The organism is Mesorhizobium sp. M0052 (assembly GCF_040323255.1).
Classification (GTDB): domain Bacteria; phylum Pseudomonadota; class Alphaproteobacteria; order Rhizobiales; family Rhizobiaceae; genus Mesorhizobium.
On record NZ_JAMYUS010000012.1, the window covers coordinates 129972 to 151195 of the forward strand.

The 21224-nt window shown below is 62.1% G+C and carries 24 protein-coding genes and 1 tRNA gene; 14 read left to right on the forward strand and 11 right to left on the reverse strand.

Annotation, left to right across the window (positions count from 1 at the left end; translation table 11 throughout):
* Positions 1-390 precede the first annotated feature (390 nt).
* From NKJ77_RS17955 to NKJ77_RS17970, 4 genes are all read right to left on the reverse strand, one after another.
* Positions 391-582 carry a hypothetical protein gene (locus NKJ77_RS17955; RefSeq protein ID WP_023667524.1) on the reverse strand — a complete coding sequence of 64 codons (192 nt, stop codon included), beginning with the start codon at positions 580-582 and terminating at the stop codon, positions 391-393.
* A 1100-nt stretch (positions 583-1682) separates the two neighbouring features.
* A tRNA-Leu gene (locus NKJ77_RS17960) sits at positions 1683-1768 on the reverse strand.
* 128 nt (positions 1769-1896) lie between these two features.
* Positions 1897-2559: an outer membrane protein gene (locus NKJ77_RS17965; protein WP_352535553.1), complete on the reverse strand. Its 663-nt coding sequence runs from the start codon at positions 2557-2559 to the stop codon at positions 1897-1899.
* A gap of 128 nt (positions 2560-2687) precedes the next feature.
* Positions 2688-3539, reverse strand: a complete 852-nt coding sequence (locus tag NKJ77_RS17970) for an alpha/beta fold hydrolase (protein ID WP_023830687.1) — start codon at positions 3537-3539, stop codon at positions 2688-2690.
* A gap of 262 nt (positions 3540-3801) precedes the next feature.
* Between NKJ77_RS17970 and ade the strand changes: the two genes are divergently transcribed.
* Positions 3802-5613, forward strand: coding sequence for an adenine deaminase (ade, locus tag NKJ77_RS17975; RefSeq protein ID WP_023830688.1), 1812 nt, complete (start codon positions 3802-3804; stop codon positions 5611-5613).
* Positions 5614-5635: 22 nt separating this feature from the next.
* Here the strand turns inward: ade and NKJ77_RS17980 are convergent, their stop codons facing one another.
* The 3 genes from NKJ77_RS17980 to NKJ77_RS17990 all read right to left on the reverse strand — a co-directional run bounded on the left by NKJ77_RS17980 (position 5636) and on the right by NKJ77_RS17990 (position 9510).
* Positions 5636-6799, reverse strand: coding sequence for an alpha/beta hydrolase (locus NKJ77_RS17980; protein WP_031194797.1), 1164 nt, complete (start codon positions 6797-6799; stop codon positions 5636-5638).
* Positions 6800-6932: 133 nt separating this feature from the next.
* The gene (locus tag NKJ77_RS17985) at positions 6933-8006 is read right to left on the reverse strand and encodes an alpha/beta hydrolase (RefSeq protein ID WP_023691199.1); all 1074 of its coding nucleotides are present in this window, start codon (positions 8004-8006) and stop codon (positions 6933-6935) included.
* 100 nt (positions 8007-8106) lie between these two features.
* A complete protein-coding gene (locus NKJ77_RS17990) occupies positions 8107-9510 on the reverse strand; it encodes an aminopeptidase P family N-terminal domain-containing protein (protein WP_031194799.1) in 1404 nt (467 codons plus the stop codon).
* Between the two features lie 124 nt (positions 9511-9634).
* On the opposite strand from NKJ77_RS17990, the gene ilvA reads away from it, so the two are divergent.
* The 3 genes from ilvA to NKJ77_RS18005 all read left to right on the forward strand — a co-directional run bounded on the left by ilvA (position 9635) and on the right by NKJ77_RS18005 (position 12288).
* Positions 9635-10891: a threonine ammonia-lyase IlvA gene (ilvA, locus tag NKJ77_RS17995; protein WP_352535554.1), complete on the forward strand. Its 1257-nt coding sequence runs from the start codon at positions 9635-9637 to the stop codon at positions 10889-10891.
* Complete coding sequence (locus NKJ77_RS18000; RefSeq protein WP_023830692.1) at positions 10888-11433, forward strand: DUF1697 domain-containing protein; 546 nt, start codon at positions 10888-10890, stop codon at positions 11431-11433. The genes ilvA and NKJ77_RS18000 overlap by 4 nt, the downstream gene beginning before the upstream one ends.
* Before the next feature lie 150 nt (positions 11434-11583).
* A complete protein-coding gene (locus tag NKJ77_RS18005; RefSeq protein ID WP_023830693.1) occupies positions 11584-12288 on the forward strand; it encodes an outer membrane protein in 705 nt (234 codons plus the stop codon).
* Positions 12289-12384: 96 nt separating this feature from the next.
* Here NKJ77_RS18005 and NKJ77_RS18010 read toward each other — a convergent pair whose 3' ends face one another.
* Positions 12385-12678 carry a DUF2218 domain-containing protein gene (locus tag NKJ77_RS18010; protein ID WP_023830694.1) on the reverse strand — a complete coding sequence of 98 codons (294 nt, stop codon included), beginning with the start codon at positions 12676-12678 and terminating at the stop codon, positions 12385-12387.
* Positions 12679-12811: 133 nt separating this feature from the next.
* On the reverse strand, positions 12812-13252 hold the full coding sequence (locus NKJ77_RS18015) for a VOC family protein (protein WP_023830695.1): 441 nt from the start codon (positions 13250-13252) through the stop codon (positions 12812-12814).
* A gap of 356 nt (positions 13253-13608) precedes the next feature.
* On the opposite strand from NKJ77_RS18015, the gene NKJ77_RS18020 reads away from it, so the two are divergent.
* The 6 genes from NKJ77_RS18020 to NKJ77_RS18045 all read left to right on the forward strand — a co-directional run bounded on the left by NKJ77_RS18020 (position 13609) and on the right by NKJ77_RS18045 (position 17022).
* Positions 13609-14205: a cold-shock protein gene (locus tag NKJ77_RS18020; RefSeq protein WP_031194802.1), complete on the forward strand. Its 597-nt coding sequence runs from the start codon at positions 13609-13611 to the stop codon at positions 14203-14205.
* A 112-nt stretch (positions 14206-14317) separates the two neighbouring features.
* Positions 14318-14890 (forward strand): DUF192 domain-containing protein, encoded by a 573-nt coding sequence (locus tag NKJ77_RS18025; RefSeq protein WP_023815354.1) that lies wholly within the window; start codon positions 14318-14320, stop codon positions 14888-14890.
* Positions 14891-14900: 10 nt separating this feature from the next.
* Entirely contained in the window at positions 14901-15668 is a 768-nt protein-coding gene (locus tag NKJ77_RS18030; RefSeq protein WP_023688366.1) for an alpha/beta fold hydrolase, read from the forward strand.
* 57 nt (positions 15669-15725) lie between these two features.
* Entirely contained in the window at positions 15726-16097 is a 372-nt protein-coding gene (locus NKJ77_RS18035) for a hypothetical protein (protein ID WP_023695388.1), read from the forward strand.
* Between the two features lie 70 nt (positions 16098-16167).
* Positions 16168-16482 (forward strand): hypothetical protein, encoded by a 315-nt coding sequence (locus NKJ77_RS18040; RefSeq protein ID WP_023688368.1) that lies wholly within the window; start codon positions 16168-16170, stop codon positions 16480-16482.
* A 39-nt stretch (positions 16483-16521) separates the two neighbouring features.
* Positions 16522-17022: a GNAT family N-acetyltransferase gene (locus NKJ77_RS18045; protein ID WP_352535555.1), complete on the forward strand. Its 501-nt coding sequence runs from the start codon at positions 16522-16524 to the stop codon at positions 17020-17022.
* On the opposite strand, the gene NKJ77_RS18050 is transcribed toward NKJ77_RS18045, so the two are convergent.
* Complete coding sequence (locus NKJ77_RS18050; protein WP_023830698.1) at positions 17019-17633, reverse strand: HD domain-containing protein; 615 nt, start codon at positions 17631-17633, stop codon at positions 17019-17021. The genes NKJ77_RS18045 and NKJ77_RS18050 overlap by 4 nt on opposite strands.
* Positions 17634-17766: 133 nt before the next feature.
* Between NKJ77_RS18050 and cysE the strand changes: the two genes are divergently transcribed.
* Together cysE and NKJ77_RS18060 are read left to right on the forward strand one after the other, a co-directional pair.
* Positions 17767-18615 (forward strand): serine O-acetyltransferase, encoded by an 849-nt coding sequence (gene cysE / locus NKJ77_RS18055; protein WP_023695384.1) that lies wholly within the window; start codon positions 17767-17769, stop codon positions 18613-18615.
* A gap of 255 nt (positions 18616-18870) precedes the next feature.
* Complete coding sequence (locus NKJ77_RS18060; RefSeq protein WP_006200852.1) at positions 18871-19074, forward strand: DUF3126 family protein; 204 nt, start codon at positions 18871-18873, stop codon at positions 19072-19074.
* Between the two features lie 288 nt (positions 19075-19362).
* Here NKJ77_RS18060 and NKJ77_RS18065 read toward each other — a convergent pair whose 3' ends face one another.
* Entirely contained in the window at positions 19363-20088 is a 726-nt protein-coding gene (locus NKJ77_RS18065) for a hypothetical protein (protein ID WP_023805266.1), read from the reverse strand.
* 110 nt (positions 20089-20198) lie between these two features.
* Here NKJ77_RS18065 and NKJ77_RS18070 point away from each other — a divergent pair, with 110 nt between their 5' ends.
* A complete protein-coding gene (locus tag NKJ77_RS18070) occupies positions 20199-20567 on the forward strand; it encodes a DUF6949 family protein (protein ID WP_023830699.1) in 369 nt (122 codons plus the stop codon).
* Between the two features lie 85 nt (positions 20568-20652).
* Positions 20653-21180, forward strand: coding sequence for a gamma carbonic anhydrase family protein (locus NKJ77_RS18075; protein ID WP_023830700.1), 528 nt, complete (start codon positions 20653-20655; stop codon positions 21178-21180).
* The last annotated feature ends 44 nt before the right edge of the window (positions 21181-21224 follow it).

Sequence of the window (21224 nt, forward strand, 5' to 3'; positions counted from 1 at the left end):
CGCCGTTTCTATCCTGGCGTGTTTGCTGCTTTATAACGCTCTGGCTACGGACGCCTAACTGATAGGTCGGCCAGCGGCCCGGCATCCTTGGCAGCCGGCGATTGCCATCCCGATGCCAACTTCAAGACCTATCACGAGGCCAAAGACAAGCTTGCCGACGAAATCAATGGCGAGGGCCGGACAGGACGCCACACGTCCAGGCAGGGCTCTCTGAGGGCATTGGCGATGCCCGTTGCCTCAAGGTGGCGAGCTTTTTTAGTTAATAGGCCTCCGCGCTGGGCAATCTGTTCCGAGAGCTTCTGTGATGCCTCTATGACGCGGCAAACCTTGGAAAAGGTTTCCGTGGCAGGACCGGGGTACGATTCTAACCAACTAGGGCTGTATAGGCCACTAGCGCCCGACGATCCGGCTAATCATGTCGTCGTCAGGTGCGCTGTCGGTGAATTCCCGTAGGAGCGCCTTCGCGTGGTCTACCCAATGCTCTTCAGCCAGGTTCAGCTCCCGAACGGATCTCCTGAAGGTCTCGCACACCACATCGAAATCGAAGGCGTCAATGCTGTAGCCTTCCTCGTCATGGTCCATCGGCCGCCTCCCCCAATGGGGGAAACTGTACGGAATCGTACGAAGCAAGTGCAACGGCATTCAAAAGCAATTGGCTGATGCCGCCCGATCGTTCCACAATGTGTTGCTAATATGCAGCACCGACTGAATCTCCGATCAGCGGCACTTGTGGTTGGTTCCAACAGCTGCACGTTGACGGCAAGATGCCAAAGCCAACGACATGCGGGCGACGAAGATGGACAAGCGACAAAACACAAGAAATGTTGAGTTGGTCGGTCTTCTGGCCGTGCCGTTGTCAGTTCTAATCACGCTGCTGATAGCTGGAATGATCCTTTGCTGAAATGTTTGAGTGGCAAAAGGCTGGGGCGGCGGGTTTTTCCCCTTTGAAAGAAGTCACGATGTCCCTATCCGTCGAACCCCCGATATTGCCAGAGGATAGCCCAGACCGTGAGGTGAACTGTGAAGTCGCATTAGAAGCCGCGTTTGCGGCCTTGGTGACTGCGTCAGAAGCGCAAGGTTGGACGCCACAGGAAACGGCTGCAACTCTTCTTAAAATCGCGACGGAGCATGCCCACCGGGTTGAGGCCGCTGCGGCCCCAGCCGGCTCCCGTTCTGCGGCCACATCCTGATCTCATAATGACCGTCAAGGCCGGACGACGGGTATTTCTCATGTCGGCCTTCATTGTAAGTTCCGGTACTTCGGAAGGCATCCTCGATGTCGACATGCTCCATAGCGTATGAAGAGCTACCAGCACGCTTGTAATATTGCTTTTGATCGCTGCGATGTGGTCGACGTTCCGACCGTGGCACGTCGATGACTATGAACTCGGCGTTTTGGTCGGCATTCGATGCAAATCCAGCGACACGGATACCGTCGTTTTTCGGATGCAGTAGATCCCCAACTGCCGAGCTTACGACCGAAGGGGCTACTTTCCAGTTCGGGATTGGCTCAGCGCAGTTGCGCAGTCAGCCCCGTCACTGTTCTTACGGCAGCCAATACCGAACACCAAAACTCCAGCATGGCAGTTCCCGGCTTTGTATTCCGGCTCTACGGCTACCCGCGTCAGCCTTTTCTATGGTAGCCAGTGAGTTCTTACAGAACGAATCCTAAGCATTTCAATTGGTGCGGACGACGGGAATCGAACCCGTACGATCAGAGATCGAGGGATTTTAAGTCCCTTGCGTCTACCAATTCCGCCACGTCCGCAGGCCAGCCCTTTTCAGACGCCAGCGAAAACCCGTCAAGCCATCTTTTGCCGAGTGTCGGACTCATGAAAGGTGGTTCGTGATTTCAAAACAATTGGTTGTTGCCAAAATCTCAGTCGCCGAGAAGGCTCAGAATTTGTAGCTGAGATTGATACCGACCGCGTTCAGCTTCACATCCTGATCGCGATCGTTGAAGGGTTCCGCCACGTCATAGTGCTCGGAGCCGAAATCGTAATAGCGATATTGCGCGCCGACGATGAATTTGTCGGTCAGCGCATAGTCGACGCCGGCGCCCAAGGTCCAGCCGACATTCGTGCGTGTGCCGGCGAACGACGCGCCCGCGACTTGCGAAGTTTCGATGCCGGCAAAGGCGACGCCGCCGACGCCGTAGACCAGCACGCGGTCCATGGCGAAGCCCGCTTTGGCGTCGACAGATCCGAACCACTTGATGTCCGTGCGGAATGTGCTTCCAAGGCCTGATACGGCCGTACCGTCGACGGCGGAATAATTGAGCTCCGCCTCGGCGCCGAGCACTGCCTGGTCGAACTGCCACAGGCCGGCGACATGGCCCCCGACGAAACCGCCGTCAATGTCGGGCGAGATGGAAAACGGCGCGCCTTCCGTCACTGATATGTCGGACTGGCCCCAGCCGTAGCCGGCCTGCAGGCCGGCATAGTAGCCGGTCCAGTCGAAGCCTGGTTCGGTCATCGGCACCGCCATCGGGTCGGCGGCGAACGCCGGCCCGGCCAGAGCAATCAGAAATCCGGCACTGGCAATCGTCAGACAGCGCATCGAGTTCTCCGAAAAGGCGGTTCAGAAGGCGCCTTGTCGGAAGGTAATCCTATTCGCCGCAAAACGGAACCCATTGTTCAACAATCGGAATGCACCCGTTGCTGTGCTGGGTGCTCTAGCTGGGGGCGCTATTTGGCGTCAATGAAGTCCAGCGCCGCCTGGCTATATTCGTCCGGCGCCTGCAGCATGGCGAAATGACTGGCGTTGGGCAGGATGATGAGCTTGGCGCCCGGAATGACGGAGGCCATGTATTCGGTGTGTTCGCGCTTGATCGCCTCGTCATGGTCGCCGGCAACGATCGCGGTCGGCGTGGTTATCTTGCCGAGCTGTTCCTTGGTCCAGGCCGGCTCCGACTCCCACATGTGGCTGATCTGCGCCACGAAGGCATCGTACTGGTCGGGAGTCTTCGACAGTTTCTTGTAGTCGCGGCCCGAGCGGTCGATATAGGCGGCAAAGGTCTTGTTGGTCAGCACACCCGGATCGACGCCATCGGTGGTGACGTTGGCGGCCTGCGCAAAGAGCCGTGTCAGCCGCTCCGGATGATGCAGCGCGATGTCGATGCCGATAATGCCCCCGTCGCTCCAGCCGACAAGAGCGGTCTTGTCGATCTTGAGATAGTCGAGCAGCGCAAGATAGTCCGACGCCATGAGGTCATAGCCGTAAGCTTGCTCGGTGCGGGTAGAACGGCCATGGCCGCGGCTGTCGGCGATGATAACCATGCGCGTCTTGGACATCGTCGCCACCTGGCTTGCCCAGATGTCGCCATGGCCAAGGCCGCCATGGATCAGGAGAATCGGATCACCGGCGCCGAAAACGGCATAGTACATCTGAATGCCGTTGACCGGCGCATATCCGCTCTGATCCGGTTTGGGCATCGCCGCCGGCTCCGGCAAGGTCTGCCAACGCTCCTCGGCGGATGCAAAGCCGGACGAGATCAGGAACAGGGTGACGAAGGCGAATGCTTTCAGGAACCGGATCATGACTTCACCTCAGGAGGTTTCGGGCTCATCACAACAAAAACCCGCCTCGCGGCGGGTCGTCGGCGCAAATCAGCACCATAGCCAGAATGGTAGCATAAGTGGCGGCACAAGCCAAACTGAATGACCGCACCGCTGATGCGTGCCCTCGGGGTGAGCAGGTGCGGCGCATCCGCCCGGGCGAATTCTCATCGACCGGATTTCGTCCGTGATCGCTGGCCAAAACCTTGCCGGCTTGGCACAGTCGGGCAAACAGGAGTCTTTCATGGCGAAGCAGCCGTCGGCGACGAAACCCAAGCCCTGGACCGAGATGGCGACGCATCTGGTCGATGTCGCGACGGGGCGCAAGCCTGCCGATCTCGTCATTCGCAACGGCCGCTGGGTGAACGTGCACTCCGGCGAAATCATAGCCGGCACCGACATCGCCGTTGCCGGCGGCCGCTTCGCCTATTGCGGGCCGAATGCCAGCCATGCCATCGGCCAGGGCACCAAGGTGGTCGACGCCGGCGGCCGCTATCTGGTGCCCGGCCTGTGCGACGCGCATATGCATGTCGAGAGCGGCATGGTGACGGTCACCGAGTTCTGCCGCGCCGTCATTCCGCACGGCACCACCTCGATGTTCATCGATCCGCATGAGATCGCCAACGTGCTGGGCCTACCCGGCGTGCGGCTGATGCATGACGAGGCCGTCGCCATGCCGATCAACGTGCACGTCCAGATGCCGTCCTGCGTGCCGTCGGCGCCGGGTCTGGAGCATGCCGGGGCCGAACTGACGGTCGCCGATGTCACCGAGGCGATGACCTGGGAAAACATCAGCGGGCTCGGCGAAGTGATGAATTTTCCCGGTGTCGTGGCCAACGATCCGGTGATGTCGGGCGAGATCGCCGCCACGGTGCGAGCGGGCAAGACGGTCGGCGGCCACTATGCGTCGCGCGATCTCGGCCTGCCGTTCCATGGCTATGTCGCCGGCGGGCCGGAGGACGACCATGAAGGCACACGCGCCGAGGACGCAATCGCCCGTGTGCGCCAGGGTATGAAGGCAATGCTGCGGCTGGGCTCGGCCTGGTACGATGTTGCCTCGCAGATCAAGGCGGTGACCGAGAGCGGTCTCGACCCGCGCAACTTCATCCTGTGCACCGACGACAGCCATTCCGGCACGCTGGTGCATGAAGGCCATATGGACCGGGTGGTGCGCCACGCCATCCAACAGGGATTGAAGCCGGTGACGGCGATCCAGATGGCGACGCTGAATACCGCCCAGCATTTCAAGCTGGAGCGCGAACTGGGCTCGATCGCGCCGGGACGGCTGGCCGATCTGCTGATCGTCTCCGATCTTGCCGCCATGACCATCGACGAGGTCTATGGCCGCGGTATCAGGCTGGCCAAGGGCGGCAAGCTCGAGATCGACATTCCGGCCTATGATTACCCCAAATCGGCGAAGAACACCGTCAAGCTCGGCAAGAAGCTGAAGCCAGGCGACTTCGACATTGCGGCGCCCAAGGGCGCCAACGAGGTGCGGGTGCGGGTCATCGGCGTGATCGAAAACCAGGCGCCGACGCGGGCGCTGGAGGCCGACCTGCCGGTCGAGGACGGGCTGGTCGCCATGGACCGCCGCAACGACATCTGCCAGATCGCGCTGGTCGAGCGCCACCGCGGCACCGGCGGCGTCACCAATGCCTTCGTCTCAGGCTTCGGCTATATGGGCGACTGCGCCATGGCGTCGAGCGTCGCACATGATGCCCACCACATCATCTGCGTCGGCACCAACAAGGAAGACATGGCGCTGGCCGTCAACCGGCTGGGCGAGGTCGGTGGCGGCGTGGTGCTGTTTTCAAAGGGCAAGGAACTGGCGCTTGTCGAAATGCCGATCGCCGGGCTGATGTCGGACGAGCGCGCCGAAATCGTGGCGGCCAAGGCCGAGAAACTCACCGAAGCAATGCGCAAGATGGGCTGCTCGCTCAACAACGCCTACATGCAGCACTCGCTGCTGGCGCTGGTCGTCATTCCGGAGCTCAGGATTTCCGATGTCGGCCTGATCGACGTGACGACGTTCCAGAAGGTCGGTTTGTTTATCTGAGATCAGCCCCGGTGCTTGGCTCTCATCCGCCGGTGGCGATGGTCAGCACCTTGAATGGCGTGGTGATGATGATCTCGGCGACGGATCCGACTGCCTTGCCGAGGCCTCGGCCGAGATTGTCGATCTGGCCCTGCGTGGGTTCGTCCGATGCCAGGCCGGCTGGAGCGCGCAGACGGTCGCCGAGCAATTGCACCAGGAACGGGTTGTCGGCGAATTTGGCGTGGTTCAGGCGGTCGCCGCCCTTGATCTGGCTGAGGTCGGCCACAACGACGCCGTAACTGGCAATGTCGGCGGCGTTGCCGTAGTCGCCGACGCGCGGCTTGTCGCCGGATAGCAGGCTGGACAGTCTCAGAGCACGGTCGTCGGCGGAAAGCAGGATGACGAACGGCCTGTCGGGCTTGCCGTAGCGGATCATCTGCTTCTTGAAGACGTCGACATCGATATCGGGCGATGCCAGGACGACACGGCCGAGCTTGCCGTCGAGATCGCGGTCGCCGGTGATGGCGAGCTGGCGCAGCGCTTCCATCGTCACCCAGGTTCCCATCGAATGCGCGATGATGTCGATGCTCTTGACCTTTGTCTTGGCGAGCATCCTGAGCGTCGCCTCGAGGTCGTCGCGCGCGGCGTTGGCGCTGTCCTTGTCGTAGATATAGCCCGTGGTCTTGCCGCTCGAAGCCCACGAAAACAGGATCGGCGTGCCGGGATATTCGGTGTCGTGGGCGATCTGCGTCAGCCGGTAGACCCCATCGTCGAAGCCGTTGTTGAAGCCGTGGACGAAGACCAGCGCGCGGTCGCCATTCATGGTGATGTTGGCACCGACGGCCTTGGCGAATTGCGAGGCGTCGCCATAGTGGACGACGTCGGTGGCGGTGAATTGCTTGGCCGGGTTCGAATTTGCCGAGCCCTTGGCGCGCTCGATGGCGCCGACCTGGTGGACCGTCGGCACGGTGACGTCGACGCGGGCGTAGCTGGTGGTCAGCGAGCGATCGCCATCGAACACCTGGCGTGGGTCCTTGGTCGCCTGCTTGCGGGTGGTGGCGACGAAGATTTCGTGGGTGGCCGCGATGTCGGAGGCAGGCACCGAAACCGTCGTCTCGTTCAACAGGTCATGGGTGTTGGGGCCGGCGCAGCCGGCGGCAGCTAGCGCGAACGCAAGGACCAGGACAGTCTTCCATCGCTCGTTCAAGCGGGCTCCCGCTGGCGCATTGGCGCCGATTTCAATGTCGTAGAGGCAGAGACCGGCCCGGTCCAGTTGAAAGTGATCGGGCCGAGCGGCATTCGCGACCTCACGCGGCGACGGTCGCCGCAAGGCAACAGCCTTATTGTCCGAGCGCGCTGATGCGGTCGGTCACCGTCTGGTCGCTGGCAAAGCCGTCATCCTCGCGCAGCCGTTGGCCGATCATCTTCACCAGTTCGGGATTGTCGGCGAACTTGGTGTGGTTGAAGCTGTCGCCTCCCTTGACCTTGGAAAGGTCGACCACGGTGACGCCATAAGCGGCGAGGTCGGCGGCATCCTTGTAGTCGCCGACGCGTGGCCGCGAGCCTGCGATCAGGCCTGAGAGCCGCAGCGCCCGGTCGTCGTCGGAGAGCAGCAGGATGAACGGCTTGTCCGGCTTGCCGTAGCGGCGCATCTGGCTCTTGAAGACGTCGACGTCGATGTCCGGAGAGGCCAGCACGACATCGCCGAGCTTGCCGCCGAGATCGCGGTCGCCGGTGATGGCCATCTGGCGCAGCGTTTCCATGGTCACCCAGGTTCCGAGCGAGTGGGCGACGATGTCGATGCGCCGCGCGCCGGACTGCTGCAGCATGCGCAATGTCACCTCCAGCTGATCGCGGGCGGCGCTGGCGCTTTCCTTGTCATACACATAGTCGGTGGTTCTGGCGCCCGATGCCCAGGAAAACAGCACCGGCGTGCCGGGATAGCCGGAATCGTGGACGATCTGGGTCAGGCGGTAGACCGCGTCGTCGAAGCCGGTGTTGTAGCCATGCACGAAGACCATGACGCGGCCGCCGCGCGCGGCGATGTCGGCGTTGAGCGCGCTTGAGAATTGAGGCTGCGCATCGTAGCCGACGACCTCGGAAGCCATGAAGTATTTCGCCGGGTCGTTCGACTTGCCGCGCGAGCGGCGCTCGATCTGGCCGGTCTGGTGGACGCCGGGAACGGTGACGGTGACGCGGGCGTAGTTAAGCGTCGCCGAGCGTTCGCCGTCGAAAACTTTGTTGGGATCGTCGGATTTCTTGCGTGTGGTGGCAATGAAGATCGAGTGATTGCCCGAGATTTCGGTCACCGGCGTGGACATGACGGCGCTGCCGAGCAGTTCCTCGGTTTTGCGGCCGCCGCAGCCGGCGATCAACAGGGCAAGTGCAAGAATGCAAATCGTCTTCAAACGCACGTCAAAAATTCCACTCCGGCCAAAAGGCCCATATACCCCCGCGGCACCTCCCGGACAGTGAGAGTGCGGCAGAAGTAAGTCGTGTCCAGCCGAAATGTGGTCAGCGTCGAGCCACGGTCATCGCACTGTTGCGCGAAAGCCAGAATGGCGGCAGGAACGCAGGGATGTTGGAGAAGGGCAATACCTCGGGCTTGAGCCTGATGCCGAGCACATCGCCCATGAAGGCGCGGCGCGCCTCGATGCGGCGCCATGCCTCGGGATAGCGGGCCGCGATCTCCTCGCGCAACGCCTCATCGGCAAGCGCGATACCGTCCTCGATGTTGGTGGTGAAATAGCTGGTTCCGGTCGCCGGAATGATGTCGACCTGCAGCGCCATGCCGGACCGCAGCTTGATGTCCGAGCCGGAAAACACCGGCGAATGCATCCATTCGTCGATATGGACGAGATGGCCGGGATTGAGCGAGACGCCGAAGAACGGGTCGCCTATGCGGTCGTGCACGGCTTTCCAAAGCGCTCCGCCGGCAACGCCTATGCCGATGGTCTCGTACCAGTCGACGACGGCGGCGAAATAGGGCGCTACCAGCTGTTCGACATAGTCGCTTATCTCGCGCGGCAGTTCGGCCGCGCTCTCGACCAGGAAGCCGGCGCGGGCGTTGAGCGAGCCCTGGATGCCATAGGCCATGGTGACGGGATCGCCGCGCTTGATGATGTCGAGGCGCGGGCTAGGCAAGCCGTAGGGCGCACGCCTGCCGGCGGACAGCATCGGGTGGCAGCACAGGGGCAGGCCGTTGATCCCCATCAGCCGCGCGGCCTGCAATTCGCTCATGCCGGGCTCAATATTCCCAAGCACGTTGCGCAGGCCCTGCGAGGAAAAGGTCGCGGCGAATTCGAAGGACGCCAATTGGTCTGCCTCGTTGATGGCGCGTAGGCCGTCGGATGGGTTCATCAACAGGTTGGCGGCGTTGACCACCGCGCCTCTGTCGCCGGCCAGTGTGCGCAGCGTATCGGCGATGAAGGACGGCAGGTCGAGCGTCGTCTCGCCAACGCCGCCATCGCCGGGCCCGAACGGCTTCCAGCCGATGGCGCCGATCTTCTGGCCGGCTTTCAGGCCGCAGGCGGCAAGAGTGTCGGCAAGTGAGGCGGAGCGGTCGCGTGGCTGCGCCGGCAGCGAGAAGGTCTGGTAAAGGACGCGCTCGTAAGGCCCGTCGCAGATTTCGGCATAGCCCCAACCCTCATTGCCGACGAGAAGCTTTGGCTGGCTGCCGGGAACGATGACCAGCAGCGTCTCCTCGAAACGCGGATCGTAACCACTGAGATAGGCGACATTGGCCGCGTGCTCGCGGTCGCCATAGACGGCGAAGGCGTCGAGCCCGGCCTCGGCGCCGCGCGCCAGCAGAGCCTCGATGCGCGCTTCGTAGGTCCGCCGCTGAACTAGCGGCATCACTGTTGGCTCGCCGAATTCAGGAAGGTCTACGGTCTTCAGGGCGACAGCCGAAACAGGCATGAGGATGGCTCCAGTGGATTTCCTGCTGGCGCGCCAAAGCGGCCGCGCCGCATCGGTGGCTGCAAACGGCGAATTGTGCAATAGGCTTCGCCTTCGAACCATTCGATCCAGAGGTGACGGCGCCATGAACAGTTTCTCCTTCCGTGTCGCCACCGCCGCAGCCGCGATCCGCGAGATCTTTCCCGAAACGCCGCTGCAGGAAAACGACTATTTGTCGAAGAAGACGGGGGCTCGGGTGCTGTTGAAGCGCGAGGATCTTTCGCCGGTGCGCTCCTACAAGATCCGCGGCGCCTTCAACTTTTTCCGCAAGGCGCTGGCCGCAGGCAACGAGGCCGAGCTGTTCGTCTGCGCCTCGGCCGGCAACCATGCGCAAGGCTTTGCCTTCGTCTGCCGCCATTTCGGCAAGAAGGGCGTGGTCTTCATGCCGGTGACGACGCCGCAGCAAAAGATCGACAAGACGCGGCTGTTCGGCGGCGATTTCGTCGAGATCAGGCTGGTCGGCGACTTCTTCGACGACTGCTACCGCGCCGCCTTCGAATTCACCGAAAGTTCCGGCGCGCATATGGTGCCGCCCTTCGACCACAAGGACATTATCGAGGGGCAGGCGACGGTCGCCTATGAGATCGCCGGCCAGATGCCGGGCGCGCGCATGCCCGACATCATCATGCTGCCGGTCGGCGGCGGTGGCCTGGCCGCGGGGGTGACGCACTATTTCGCCGATCAGCAACGTGACGCGCGCTACGTCTTTTGCGAACCGGCCGGTGCGCCGAGCCTGCATCAGAGCCTGGCCGGCGGCAAGCGCGTCCGGCTCGCCAATGTCGACGATTTCGTCGACGGCGCGGCGGTGGCCGAGATCGGCCGCGAGCCGTTGCGCCACCTCAAGGAGTTCGCCGCTCAGGCGGTGCGGCTGATCCCTGAGAACCGGCTCTGCGCCACCATGATCGAGATGCTCAACATCGAAGGTGTGGTGCTGGAGCCGGCCGGTGCCTTGGCGATCGACGCGTTGAAGGATTTTTCGCGCAAGGAAATCCGCGGCAAGACCATCGTCGCGGTGGTGTCGGGCGGCAATTTCGATTTCGAGCGGCTGCCCGACGTGAAGGAGCGGGCGCTGCGCTTCGAGGGGCTGAAGAAATATTTTATCATCCGCTTTCCGCAGCGGCCGGGCGCGCTGCGCGACTTCCTCGAACTGCTCGGTCCCGACGATGATATCGCCCGCTTCGAATATTTGAAGAAATCGGCACGCAATTTCGGCTCTGTGCTAATCGGCATCGAAACCAGGGACCGGCGCAATTTCGACCTGCTGAAGGCGAATTTCGAGGCCGAGGGCGTCCACTATCAGGACATCACCGACAACGAGACCCTGGCCGGGTTCATCATATGAGCGGTGCCGTGTTCGTCGCGCTGTTTTCCGGGATCAATGTCGGCGGCAACCGCATCGTCAAGATGGCGGAGTTGCGGGCGTTTTTCGAGGCGCTCGGCTTCACCGATGTCGCCAGCTATGTGCAGAGCGGCAATGTCGTGTTCCGGGCCACGAAGGGCGACGCCGCCACGCTGACCAAACAGATAGAGGCGGCCTTCGAGAAAAAATGGGGCTTTCACTCGCGCATCCTGGTGCGCGATCTCTCCTGGCTCGAACGGCTGGTGAAGGAGAATCCTTATCCGGAAGTCGCCGGCGATCCGACCAAGCTCCATGCCTATACGCTGGAGCGCCAGCCGACGGCGGACGAGATCGCCAGGCTTGCCGAAAAATGCACCGGCCCGGAAAGCTTCGAGGTCAAGGGCGACGTGCTCTACCTCAAGGCGCCAGACGGGCTCGGCAAATCGGTGTTCGCCGGGCTGATCCCGCGCACGTTGAAAGTGCCAGGCACCGCGCGCAACTGGCGGTCGGTGCTGGCGCTGCTGCAGATGGCGCGTTCGCTTTGAATCGCTTAGATCTGCGTTGCGGGCGCGATGCTAATTAAGTCTCGGCTAAACAGTTGTTTTTCTGCAACAATTTCCGATTTTCCGGCCTGGGCAGCTTAATGAATACTGCATGTCTGTGCTATGCTCTTTCCGACTGCATTGGGGAGTTTCATGAAACGTCTGCTTCTCGCATCCACTTTCCTGATTTCGGCTTGCGGCGCGACGTTCGCCGCCGACGTGATTGAGACCGTACCGGCAGGGTTTGTCTGGTCGGGTGGCTATGTCGGCATCAACGCCGGCTATGGCTGGGGACGCGGTGACGCGGTCGACCAGACGGATTCCTTCTTCGACGAGGAGCTTGGTCAGACCCATGACGTCGATACCGACGGCTTCCTCGGCGGCGTTCAGGCCGGTTACAACTGGCAGTCCGGAGCATTCGTCTATGGCGTCGAAGCCGATCTGGGCTATCTCGGCCTCGACGGCGACAGGACTATCGTCGAAGAGCCGGACAATTTCGGATCGGCGAAACTGGGCGTCTATGGCGATCTGACGGCACGTCTGGGCTACGCCACCGACAGGCTGCTGATCTACGCCAAGGGCGGCGCGGCGGCGACTCACTACAAAATGAGTTATGGCGATACTTTCGATTTTGACGGGGTGCCCGACCCGGACAGCAGCGCATCGAGGAGCGGAGGCCGCTTCGGCTATACGATCGGTGGCGGTGTCGAATGGGCCTTCGCCGACAAATGGACCACGAAGCTGGAATACCAGTACTTCGACTTCGGTAAGGTCCGTTTGACAGATATCGAGGGCAACGACGCAAAGGTGAAGATCGACGCCCATACGATCAAGATCGGCCTGAACTACAAGTTCTGATCGATCCGTCGTTCCGACGGCGTCGCAACCAAGTGACGCCATAACGTCACCCGAGGCTGGCAGCTTCCGGCGTTCGGCGTTGCGGCTGACAGCAGATCAGGTCGCCGGAGCCTGCTTCCACTCGAAAGTCAGCTCCTCGCGGAAGGCAAAGCGCTTGATGTGATCGGCAACGACGCTCTGCATGCGCTCCAGCGATCCGCTTTCCTCCGTCGACACAGTGATATGCAGCGCTGCCGCATCGGCATCCATGACAGTGCGGCCGAGCGACAGATCGATGGTGCCGTGGTTCGGATCGAACTCGACGGGAAATTTGTGCGCCCAGTGCTTGCACAACTGCTGCAAATAGCGGCTGGCATACGCGGTGGTGACATCGGCACGGCTGGTCGGCATGAACGAATTCTCCTGGATGAGGCACTGGCTTTGCTTGGCTGGCGCGACAGGCAGGTAAATAGGTGCCGTTGGTCGAAATGGCAAAGGCGGCCGGCTTGTCGGCGCGGCCGCCTCGCTCAAGATGGCGTGATCGCTACCAGGTGCCGGTGTTCGGCATCGATGCCCACGGCTCGGCCTTGGGTTTGGCCGGGCCCTTCTGCAGCAGTTCGAAGGAGATGCCGTCCGGCGACTTGACGAAGGCCATGTTGCCGTCGCGCGGCGGCCGGTTGATGACGACGCCATTGTCCATCAGATGCTGACATGTGGCGTAGATGTCGTCGACCTCATAGGCGAGATGGCCGAAATTGCGGCCGCCCTTGTACTCCTCCGGATCCCAATTGTAGGTCAGTTCGATCAGCGGCGCCTTCTCAGTGATGCCGCTTTCTACATCCTCGGGGGCGGCGAGGAAGATCAGCGTGAAGCGGCCCTGCTCGTTTTCGTAGCGGCGCACTTCCTGAAGGCCGAGCTTGTTGCAGTAGAAATCGAGCGAGACATCGACGTCGGCGACACGGACCATTGTGTGGAGGTAGCGCATGGGATTTCCTCGGGGATGTTTGGGTTGCGAGGCAACATAAGGTCCACCCCGCCGAAGGGCAACGAGCATCGGACTGGAAAAGTGGTCACCGGTTTTGGAAAAATCAGATTGCTCTGACAAAGCGCCGGACACAAGTGGTTGCCGATTTCGGCAAAATCCGATGCAAATTGCCGACCGGTTGACCGCCTTGATGGATCGCCATTGCAGTCGGCAGCGACGCCGGCAAACAACAAGTCAGCTATTCCTGTATTCAACCGTGAAAAAAGGCACGGCAGGTCTTGCACACCCCGGAAGCGGCGGTGTTAATCTAATGTCAAGAATCACTTGCGGTTTTCTTGAAAAAAGGGGGCGTTCTTATGGGGGATAAGGCCTCTTTCACGAGGCGGGATGAGAACCTTGACGACGCCCTGAAGCGCGACAGTGGCGGCGATACCGCCGACCTTGTCGAAATCGCCGGCGCCATCAAATGGTTCGACGTGGCCAAGGGCTACGGTTTCATACTACCCGATGACGGTTCTTCGGGCGACATCCTCCTCCATGTCACCTGCCTTCGAAAGGACGGTTTTCAGACTGCATTGGAGGGCGCGCGTGTCGTGTGCCTTGTCAAGCACGGCGACCGTGGTTTGCAGGCGTTCCGGGTGCTGTCCATGGACACCGCCACCGCGGTCCATCCGGCCGAGATGCAGGAACAGCGCACCCATGTGGCGGTGACGCCGGAAAGCGGGCTCGAGCGGGCGCTGGTTAAGTGGTTCAACCGCACCAAGGGCTTCGGCTTTCTGACGCGCGGCGAGGGCACCGAGGATATCTTCGTCCATATGGAGACGCTGCGCCGCTATGGCATCACCGAGCTCAGGCCCGGACAGGTCGTGCTGGTGCGTTTCGGACGCGGTGACAAGGGCCTCATGGCTGCCGAGATTCACCCCGATATGGGCACCTTGCCGGTCGCGCATTAGGACGCGAGCCCTCCTGAGGAAATCAGGACGGCTCTTTCTTGGTTTCACCACGATCTTATCCGAATACCTGAGACCACTTTTAGGGATCATGGTCTTTGGTCGAGGATTTCCAATGGCGTACAGGAACTGGCTGACAGCGGGCGCGCTCTGCGTCATCGTTGCGGTAGCCGCAGGCGCTTACTTCTATTCCGGGCAGCCGACCGCATCCCAGCAGACGATCGCCGGCGGTCAGGCGATGATCCTTCCCGTCGATCCGACACCCTTGGTCGTGGCGACGAAAGGGGGCAATAAATCCTTTTCCATCGAAGTCGCCGACACCGACTCGGAACGCGAGGCCGGCCTGATGTATCGCCAGGATATGGCCGACAATCATGGCATGCTGTTCGTCTTCGAGATGCAGAAGCAGGTCGGCTTCTGGATGCACAACACGCCGATGCCGCTCGACCTGATCTTTGTTGGACAGGACGGCAAGGTCCGGGCCGTCAAGCACGGCACTCCATTGTCCGATGCAGTCATCTCGCCGGGTGTGCCAGTGCGCTTCGTGCTGGAGCTCAAGGCCGGCACCGCCGCCAAAAACGGCATCGACTATGGCGATCTGCTGCGCCATCCGGCCGTCGGCACGGTGTCCGGCCCCGGCATGCCGCCATCGGACAAGGGCAACGCGCCCACGCCCGGCGCCGGCTGAGCCGCTCCCGATGCAATTCTTCTCCCATGACGGGTTCGACTTCGCCTTCCTCGACCGCCAGCCGGCGTCGGGCGATGGCGATCCGGTGCTGATGATCCACGGCTTTGCCTCCAGCCACTATGTCAACTGGGTATCGCCCGGCTGGTTCAAGACGCTGAACGATGCCGGCTATCGCGCCATCGCCTTCGACAATCGCGGCCACGGCTCGTCGTCGAAAAGCTATGACGAGGCCGACTACACACCAGCCAAAATGGCTTCGGACGCGGCGGCCCTGCTCGACCATCTCGGCATCGGCCGCGCGCATGTCATGGGCTATTCGATGGGCGCGCGCATCGCGGCGTTCCTGGCGCTGTCGGATCCCGGCAAGGTGGCGACTCTGGTCTTCGGCGGGCTCGGCATCGGCATGGTCGACGGCGTCGGCGACTGGGACCCGATCGCCGAGGCGCTGCTGGCCGACGATCCGGCCGCCACCAGCCATCCGCGCGGCCGCTCCTTTCGCGCCTTTGCCGATCAGACGCGCAGCGACCGCCGCGCGCTGGCCGCCTGCATCGCCACGTCGCGCGAACTGCTCAGCGAACACGACATGACGCGCATCGCCCAACCGACGCTGATTGCGGTCGGGACGACAGACGATATCGGCGGCTCGCCCGACGAGCTCGCCGCGCTGATGCCGAACGCCAAGGTGTTTCACATAGACGGCCGCGACCATATGCTGGCTGTGGGCGACAAGACCTTCAAGCAGCGGGTTTTGGAGTTTTATGCCGAAAATCCGCTTTAACCGGTAAGCGATTTTTCGGGCGAAATGGATTGGGCGGCCGGCGAGGGGTGGCAAACAATGGCTCAATGGGGAAGAAGCGCCGACGCTCTGCCGGGCGCCGTCGTGACAAGCATGTTCGGCAAGCGTTCCGTCATCCTGGCGCTGCTCGCCTTCGGTGCCGGTGTGATAGCGCTGACCACAATGGTGGCGCTGCCGGCCCACGCATCCGAGCGTGCCCAGAACATCGCCACGGCTTTCTTCATGGCGGTTTTCCTGCTGGCAGGGCCGTTGGCGCATATTGCCGGATTGATTTTCGGGCTGATGGCGCTGGTGCGTTCGAACGATAGCCGCGTGCTTGGGGTCGTCGGCATCCTGCTCAACGGCGGCTCCCTGGCGGTTGGCTTCCTGCTGCTTGTGGCAATGGCATCGACGATCGGCGCTTTCACCTGATCGGGGACGAGTAATGGCCGGATGGGGAAGAAGCACGATAGCAATGCCCGGCGTGGTGGGGCGGAGCAGCTTGGGCAAACGCTCGGTGATCCTGGCCCTGCTGGCGTTCGCAATGGATGTTGCGGCGGTGGTCACGCTGGCGTTGATGCCAGGCGAGGCGTCGCTGGCCGCTCAAAACGTCCTCGGTGGGGTTTTTCTGGTGGTGTTTCTCGTTGCGGCGCCGCTGGCGCACATCACCGGCGTGGTTTTTGGCTTGATGGCACTGGGACGTTCAAACGACAATCATGTCCTCGGCATCGTCGGTATCCTCCTCAACGGGCTGTCGTTGGTGATCGGCCTGTTCTTTGTTTGGGCGGCGACCAAGTCCGTTGGCGCCTTCAGGTGATCGATCTTCGTCTGGCTTGCAGCCGGAGGCGGTGCCGCTTTGGTTGATCTTCTCGTCACCTACATGGAGATGCGCCCGCGCGATTTGGCGCCTGCACGCGTCAGCCCTGCAGCAGCGACCACGGTGGCGCCGGAAAGGCTGGACAGCGCCGCTTACATCGACCTCTACCGCGCTGTCGGCGAGCCGGTGCAGTGGGACCAGCGGCTGCGCATGCCGGCGGAAGACCTCGAGCGCCTGCTGGCGCTGCCCTCGACACATATCCATGTGCTGCGCGTCGAGGGCGTGGCCGCTGGTCTGTGCGAATTCAACGGCGTCGGCCAGCCTGAGGTCGAGCTGGTTCATTTCGGGCTGGTTCCCGCCTTCCAGGGTCGCAGGCTCGGCCCGTTCCTGCTCGACCAGGCGCTTCGCGCCATCTGGTCGCGGGCGCCGCAAAGGGTCTGGCTTCATACCGACACATACGACCATCCGGCCGCGCAATCGGTCTACAGGCGCGCCGGTTTCAAAGCCTATGCGCAGCGCATGGAGACATTTCCGGATTAGGATTTGAGCGTTTCTAGAGACCGCGCCAGGTTTTGCTTGGCCTGGGGCTCGAACCTGTGGCGGAATTCCTGCGAGTGAAAAATATGCTGGCGCGCGAGGAAAGTCTTGAGAATCGCGCCGCGGCCGGCGCGCCACATAGGCTCCTCGACCCAGCCATATTCGCGTCGGACCGCTTGTTCGTAGGCGTCGAAAGCGTCGGCTGACGCACCCAGTATCGCCAGGTCCATGTCGAGGAAAAGCGCTGCGTCGCGGAGGGCGTTCTCATCGGCAAGGCCCCGTGGTTGAAGGCTGGGCAGTTCATGCGTGGCAGTGGCGACGATCATCGCCGCGATGCGGCCGAGGCGCTCCGGATCGGTGCGGGCGGCAAGTTTGTCCTGCGCAAGTGCCGCACTCCTTGCCTCGTTGTCCTTGGCGCGGCTGTCATAGATGGCGTCGTGGAACCAGATTGCGGCTTCGACGGCGCCGGAATCATGCAGCGATGCTCGATATTGGTCCGCCAGCGCCAGCAACGCCTCGATATGGGCGAGGTTGTGATAGTGGCGATCCGGAGCTTGATAGAGCCGGCAAAGCGCGCGTTTCAGCGGGGCGTCGATCAAGGGTTCGTTTTCCATGGCGGCTTGAATTTCCGTGAACCAAATCCATTTCACCGAGCACTAAGGAAAATTGAGTTCAATCGTGCTATGATCTGGCTTATATGTGCCGCCGGAGAATAGGCAAGCGGCCAGGACGCAGGACAAGACGTCGATGAACAGCATCAGCATTTCCCGCCCCACAAAGGTGCAGCCGGTCGATCCGATCTGGCGTTCGGTCCGCGACGAGGCGATGGAAGCGGTCAACCGCGACCCGCTTCTGGCGGCGTTCCTCTATTCGACCATCCTCAACCAGGAGAGCCTGGAGGAAGCTGTCATCCATCGGCTCGCCGAGCGGCTCGCGCATCAGGACATCGGCTCCGACCTCATCCGCCAGACGTTCAAGTCGATGCTGGCCGACGACAAGGAATGGTCGTCGATCGTTCGTGTCGACATCCAGGCCTATTACGACCGCGATCCGGCCTGCGACCGCTTCATCATGCCAGTGCTCTATTTCAAGGGTTTCCATGCCATCCAGACGCACAGGCTGGCACATTGGCTGTGGAATCAGGGCCGCAAGGATTTCGCGCTCTATCTGCAGAGCCGCTCGTCCTCGGTGTTCCAGACCGACATCAACCCGGCCGCCCGCATCGGCAAGGGCATCTTCATCGACCACGCCACCGGCCTCGTCGTCGGCGAGACGGCGGTGATCGAGGACGATGTGTCGATCCTGCACGGCGTGACGCTGGGCGGCACCGGCAAAGCCGGCGGCGACCGTCACCCCAAGATCCGTTACGGCGTGCTGATCGGCGCCGGCGCCAAGATTCTCGGCAATATCGAGATCGGCCATTGCTCGAAGATCGCGGCAGGCTCGGTCGTGCTGTCGCCGGTGCCGCACAACAAGACGGTTGCCGGCGTACCGGCCCGCGTCGTCGGCGAGACCGGCTGCGACCAGCCTTCGCGGCAGATGGACCAGCTTTTGCCGTCGCAGTCGATGGACCAGGTCGTCAGCTTCGACATCTGATTTGCAACACCCGGCGTGCCGGACTGAGTCCGGTTGCCGGCGCCGTTGCCTCTGGAGCATGATGCCGAAAAGTGTGAAGCGGTTTTCGGACGACATCATGCTCTACCTCCTTGATTTAGAGGCGGATTTGGATTCGACCTGAAATCATCCGGCTCCAGGGTTCGCGTTCTATCCAACCGGCTTGCCTTTACATCGCCATTGTCGACGTGCCAGAAGCGCGTTCCAACGAGCAAGCCCGACGATCGGAGAAGACTTTTGAAGCCGGACGAAATCAGAAAGCTGGACGCCTATTTCAAGCGCGTCTTCCAGAATCCCAAACTCGAGGTGAAGGCGCGGCCGCGCAAGGAAGATTCGGCCGAGGTCTATGTCGGCGACGAGTTCCTCGGCATCGTCTTCAAGGACGAGGACGACGGCGACTATAATTTCTCGATGGCGATCCTCGACATCGATCTGGCCTGATCGCGGAACTGGGGATCGGAGTTGCCTATCTCCAACGAAGTGGGGAGATGAAGAGCAAGCCTCGGCGATCCTTCCCACCCCCCTCTGTCCTGCCGGACATCTCCCCCGCAAGGGGGGAGATCGGCAGTTCCTCGGCTCTTCTTCTGCAACCTCGATAATTGGCGAAAGCAGTGATGGGGGCGTAATCTCCCCCTTGCGGGGGAGATGTCCGGCAGGACAGAGGGGGGTGCTGTCCCGCCAACGTTCGTAAACTTCTGCGCCGCTTCGCTTCGCCCGAACAGAGGCAGGCTAGCGCCCGGTCTTCAGGACGCGCGTGGCCTCGGCGACGATAGCGGCGTCAAGCGCCGGCCAGTTGCCCAGCAACTCCCGGGGAAAGCGGTAGGTCAGGCTGAGGCTGTCGCCGACCTGGATGTCCCGCTCGCAGGGCGCCAGCGATTCCTCGGCGCTCGGTCCGCTCAGGCAGCGGGCGACGAACGGGTCCTTGCCGGCCCGGCCGGCGACCGCGAGCACCTCGTTGAGATAGCCTGATTTTTCCGTAAAACCGTAAATCGTCGTGCCGCCGGGGCCGGGCGCGCCGGGCTGGCTGATGAGCGCGCTATAGATCGGCGCGAAACGGCCGCTCATGTCGCGCGACATCATCTGCGGTTCAAACGACAGGAAGATGATGTTTTTGGCGGCCCCCGTGTGGTTGAAATCGTCGCGGGCGGCTTCGCTGTAGCCGTCCATCTGGGGATAGCGCAGATAGAGGTCGAGGCGCGAAGCGATGCCGTCGCGCCGCGCCTGCAGGAAGCGGATGGCGTTGGCCGGCACGGCAATGACATTGTTGCCGATCACTACCCTGTGGACCGTGATGTCGTCGGTGTAGCCGGCCATGGCGATCGAGCGGCCGAACCATTTTCCGCCAAGGCTGATCGCCAGCGACAGCAGCGCCAGTGCGGCAAAAGCATAGAACACCCGCTTCATCAGCACGGAATCGACGACGTTGAACTCTTCTGCGGTCGCTGCCTGCTTCATCGCAATCCCCATAGTCGCCGCCCTCTGTCCCTAGGCGGCACACATGCCGCGGCATGGCTCTTGCTGCGCTGGACGCGACTGTGCGATTTCATGGTAAACGGAAGGTAAAGATGAGCCTGCTGCTACCCGTTCTCTTTGCTTTTGCCGTCGGGCTCACCGCCTGCGGGCTCGCTGGGTCCGTGATGGAACTGGCGGCGGGCCGCCGGCTTGCCTTTGCCGAGCCTTATGTGTCGCCGGCGTACATCCTGCGCTCGCTGGCCACGACCGCTTGCGCCGGGCCGTTCATGCTCGCCAACGATGCGCTCGATGCGCGGCGCGAAGGCCGCATTTCCACGCTCATGCTGATGTCCTGCGGCTGCACGGTGATCGCCTGGGCGCTGGTGCTGGGCATCGTGCTGATCGCCATTGCCTCCTGGGGCATCAACTCTCCTGGTGCGCTTCTGCTTTTGGTGGAATCGCTGGCGCGGTATTTGCCTTGAGGCAAATGCGGGAGAAAACCGGCACGCGGTTTTCCTCGGATTGTTCTAGGGTTTGTCCCGGCCTGCGACGAATCGGAGACTGCAAATGCCGACCTACGCAATCGACGGAAAAGCGCCCCGTTTCGAGGATGCCGACAGCAACTGGATCGCGCCGGACGCGACGTTGATCGGCGACATCAGCGTCGGTCGCAATGCCGGCTTCTGGTTTGGCGTGGTCATCCGCGGCGACAACGAGGCGATCGTCATCGGTGCCGACAGCAATGTCCAGGAGCATACGGTGATGCACACCGACCCCGGCTTTCCGCTGACGATCGGGCAGGGCTGCACGATCGGCCACCGCGCCTTGCTGCATGGCTGCACGATCGGCGACAACAGCCTGATCGGCATGGGCGCCATCGTGCTCAACGGCGCCAGGATCGGCAGGAATTGCCTGGTCGGCGCCGGCGCACTGGTCACCGAAGGCAAGGAGTTCCCCGACAATTGCCTGATCGTCGGCTCCCCCGCGCGGGTGATCAGGACGCTGGACGATGCCGCGGTCGCCAAGCTGCGCGGCTCGGCCGCGCACTATGTCGCCAACGGCAAGCGCTTCAAGGCCGGGCTGAAGAAGGCCTGAACTCTATTCCTGTTTGACGATGATCTTTTCCGAACGGCAGGTCA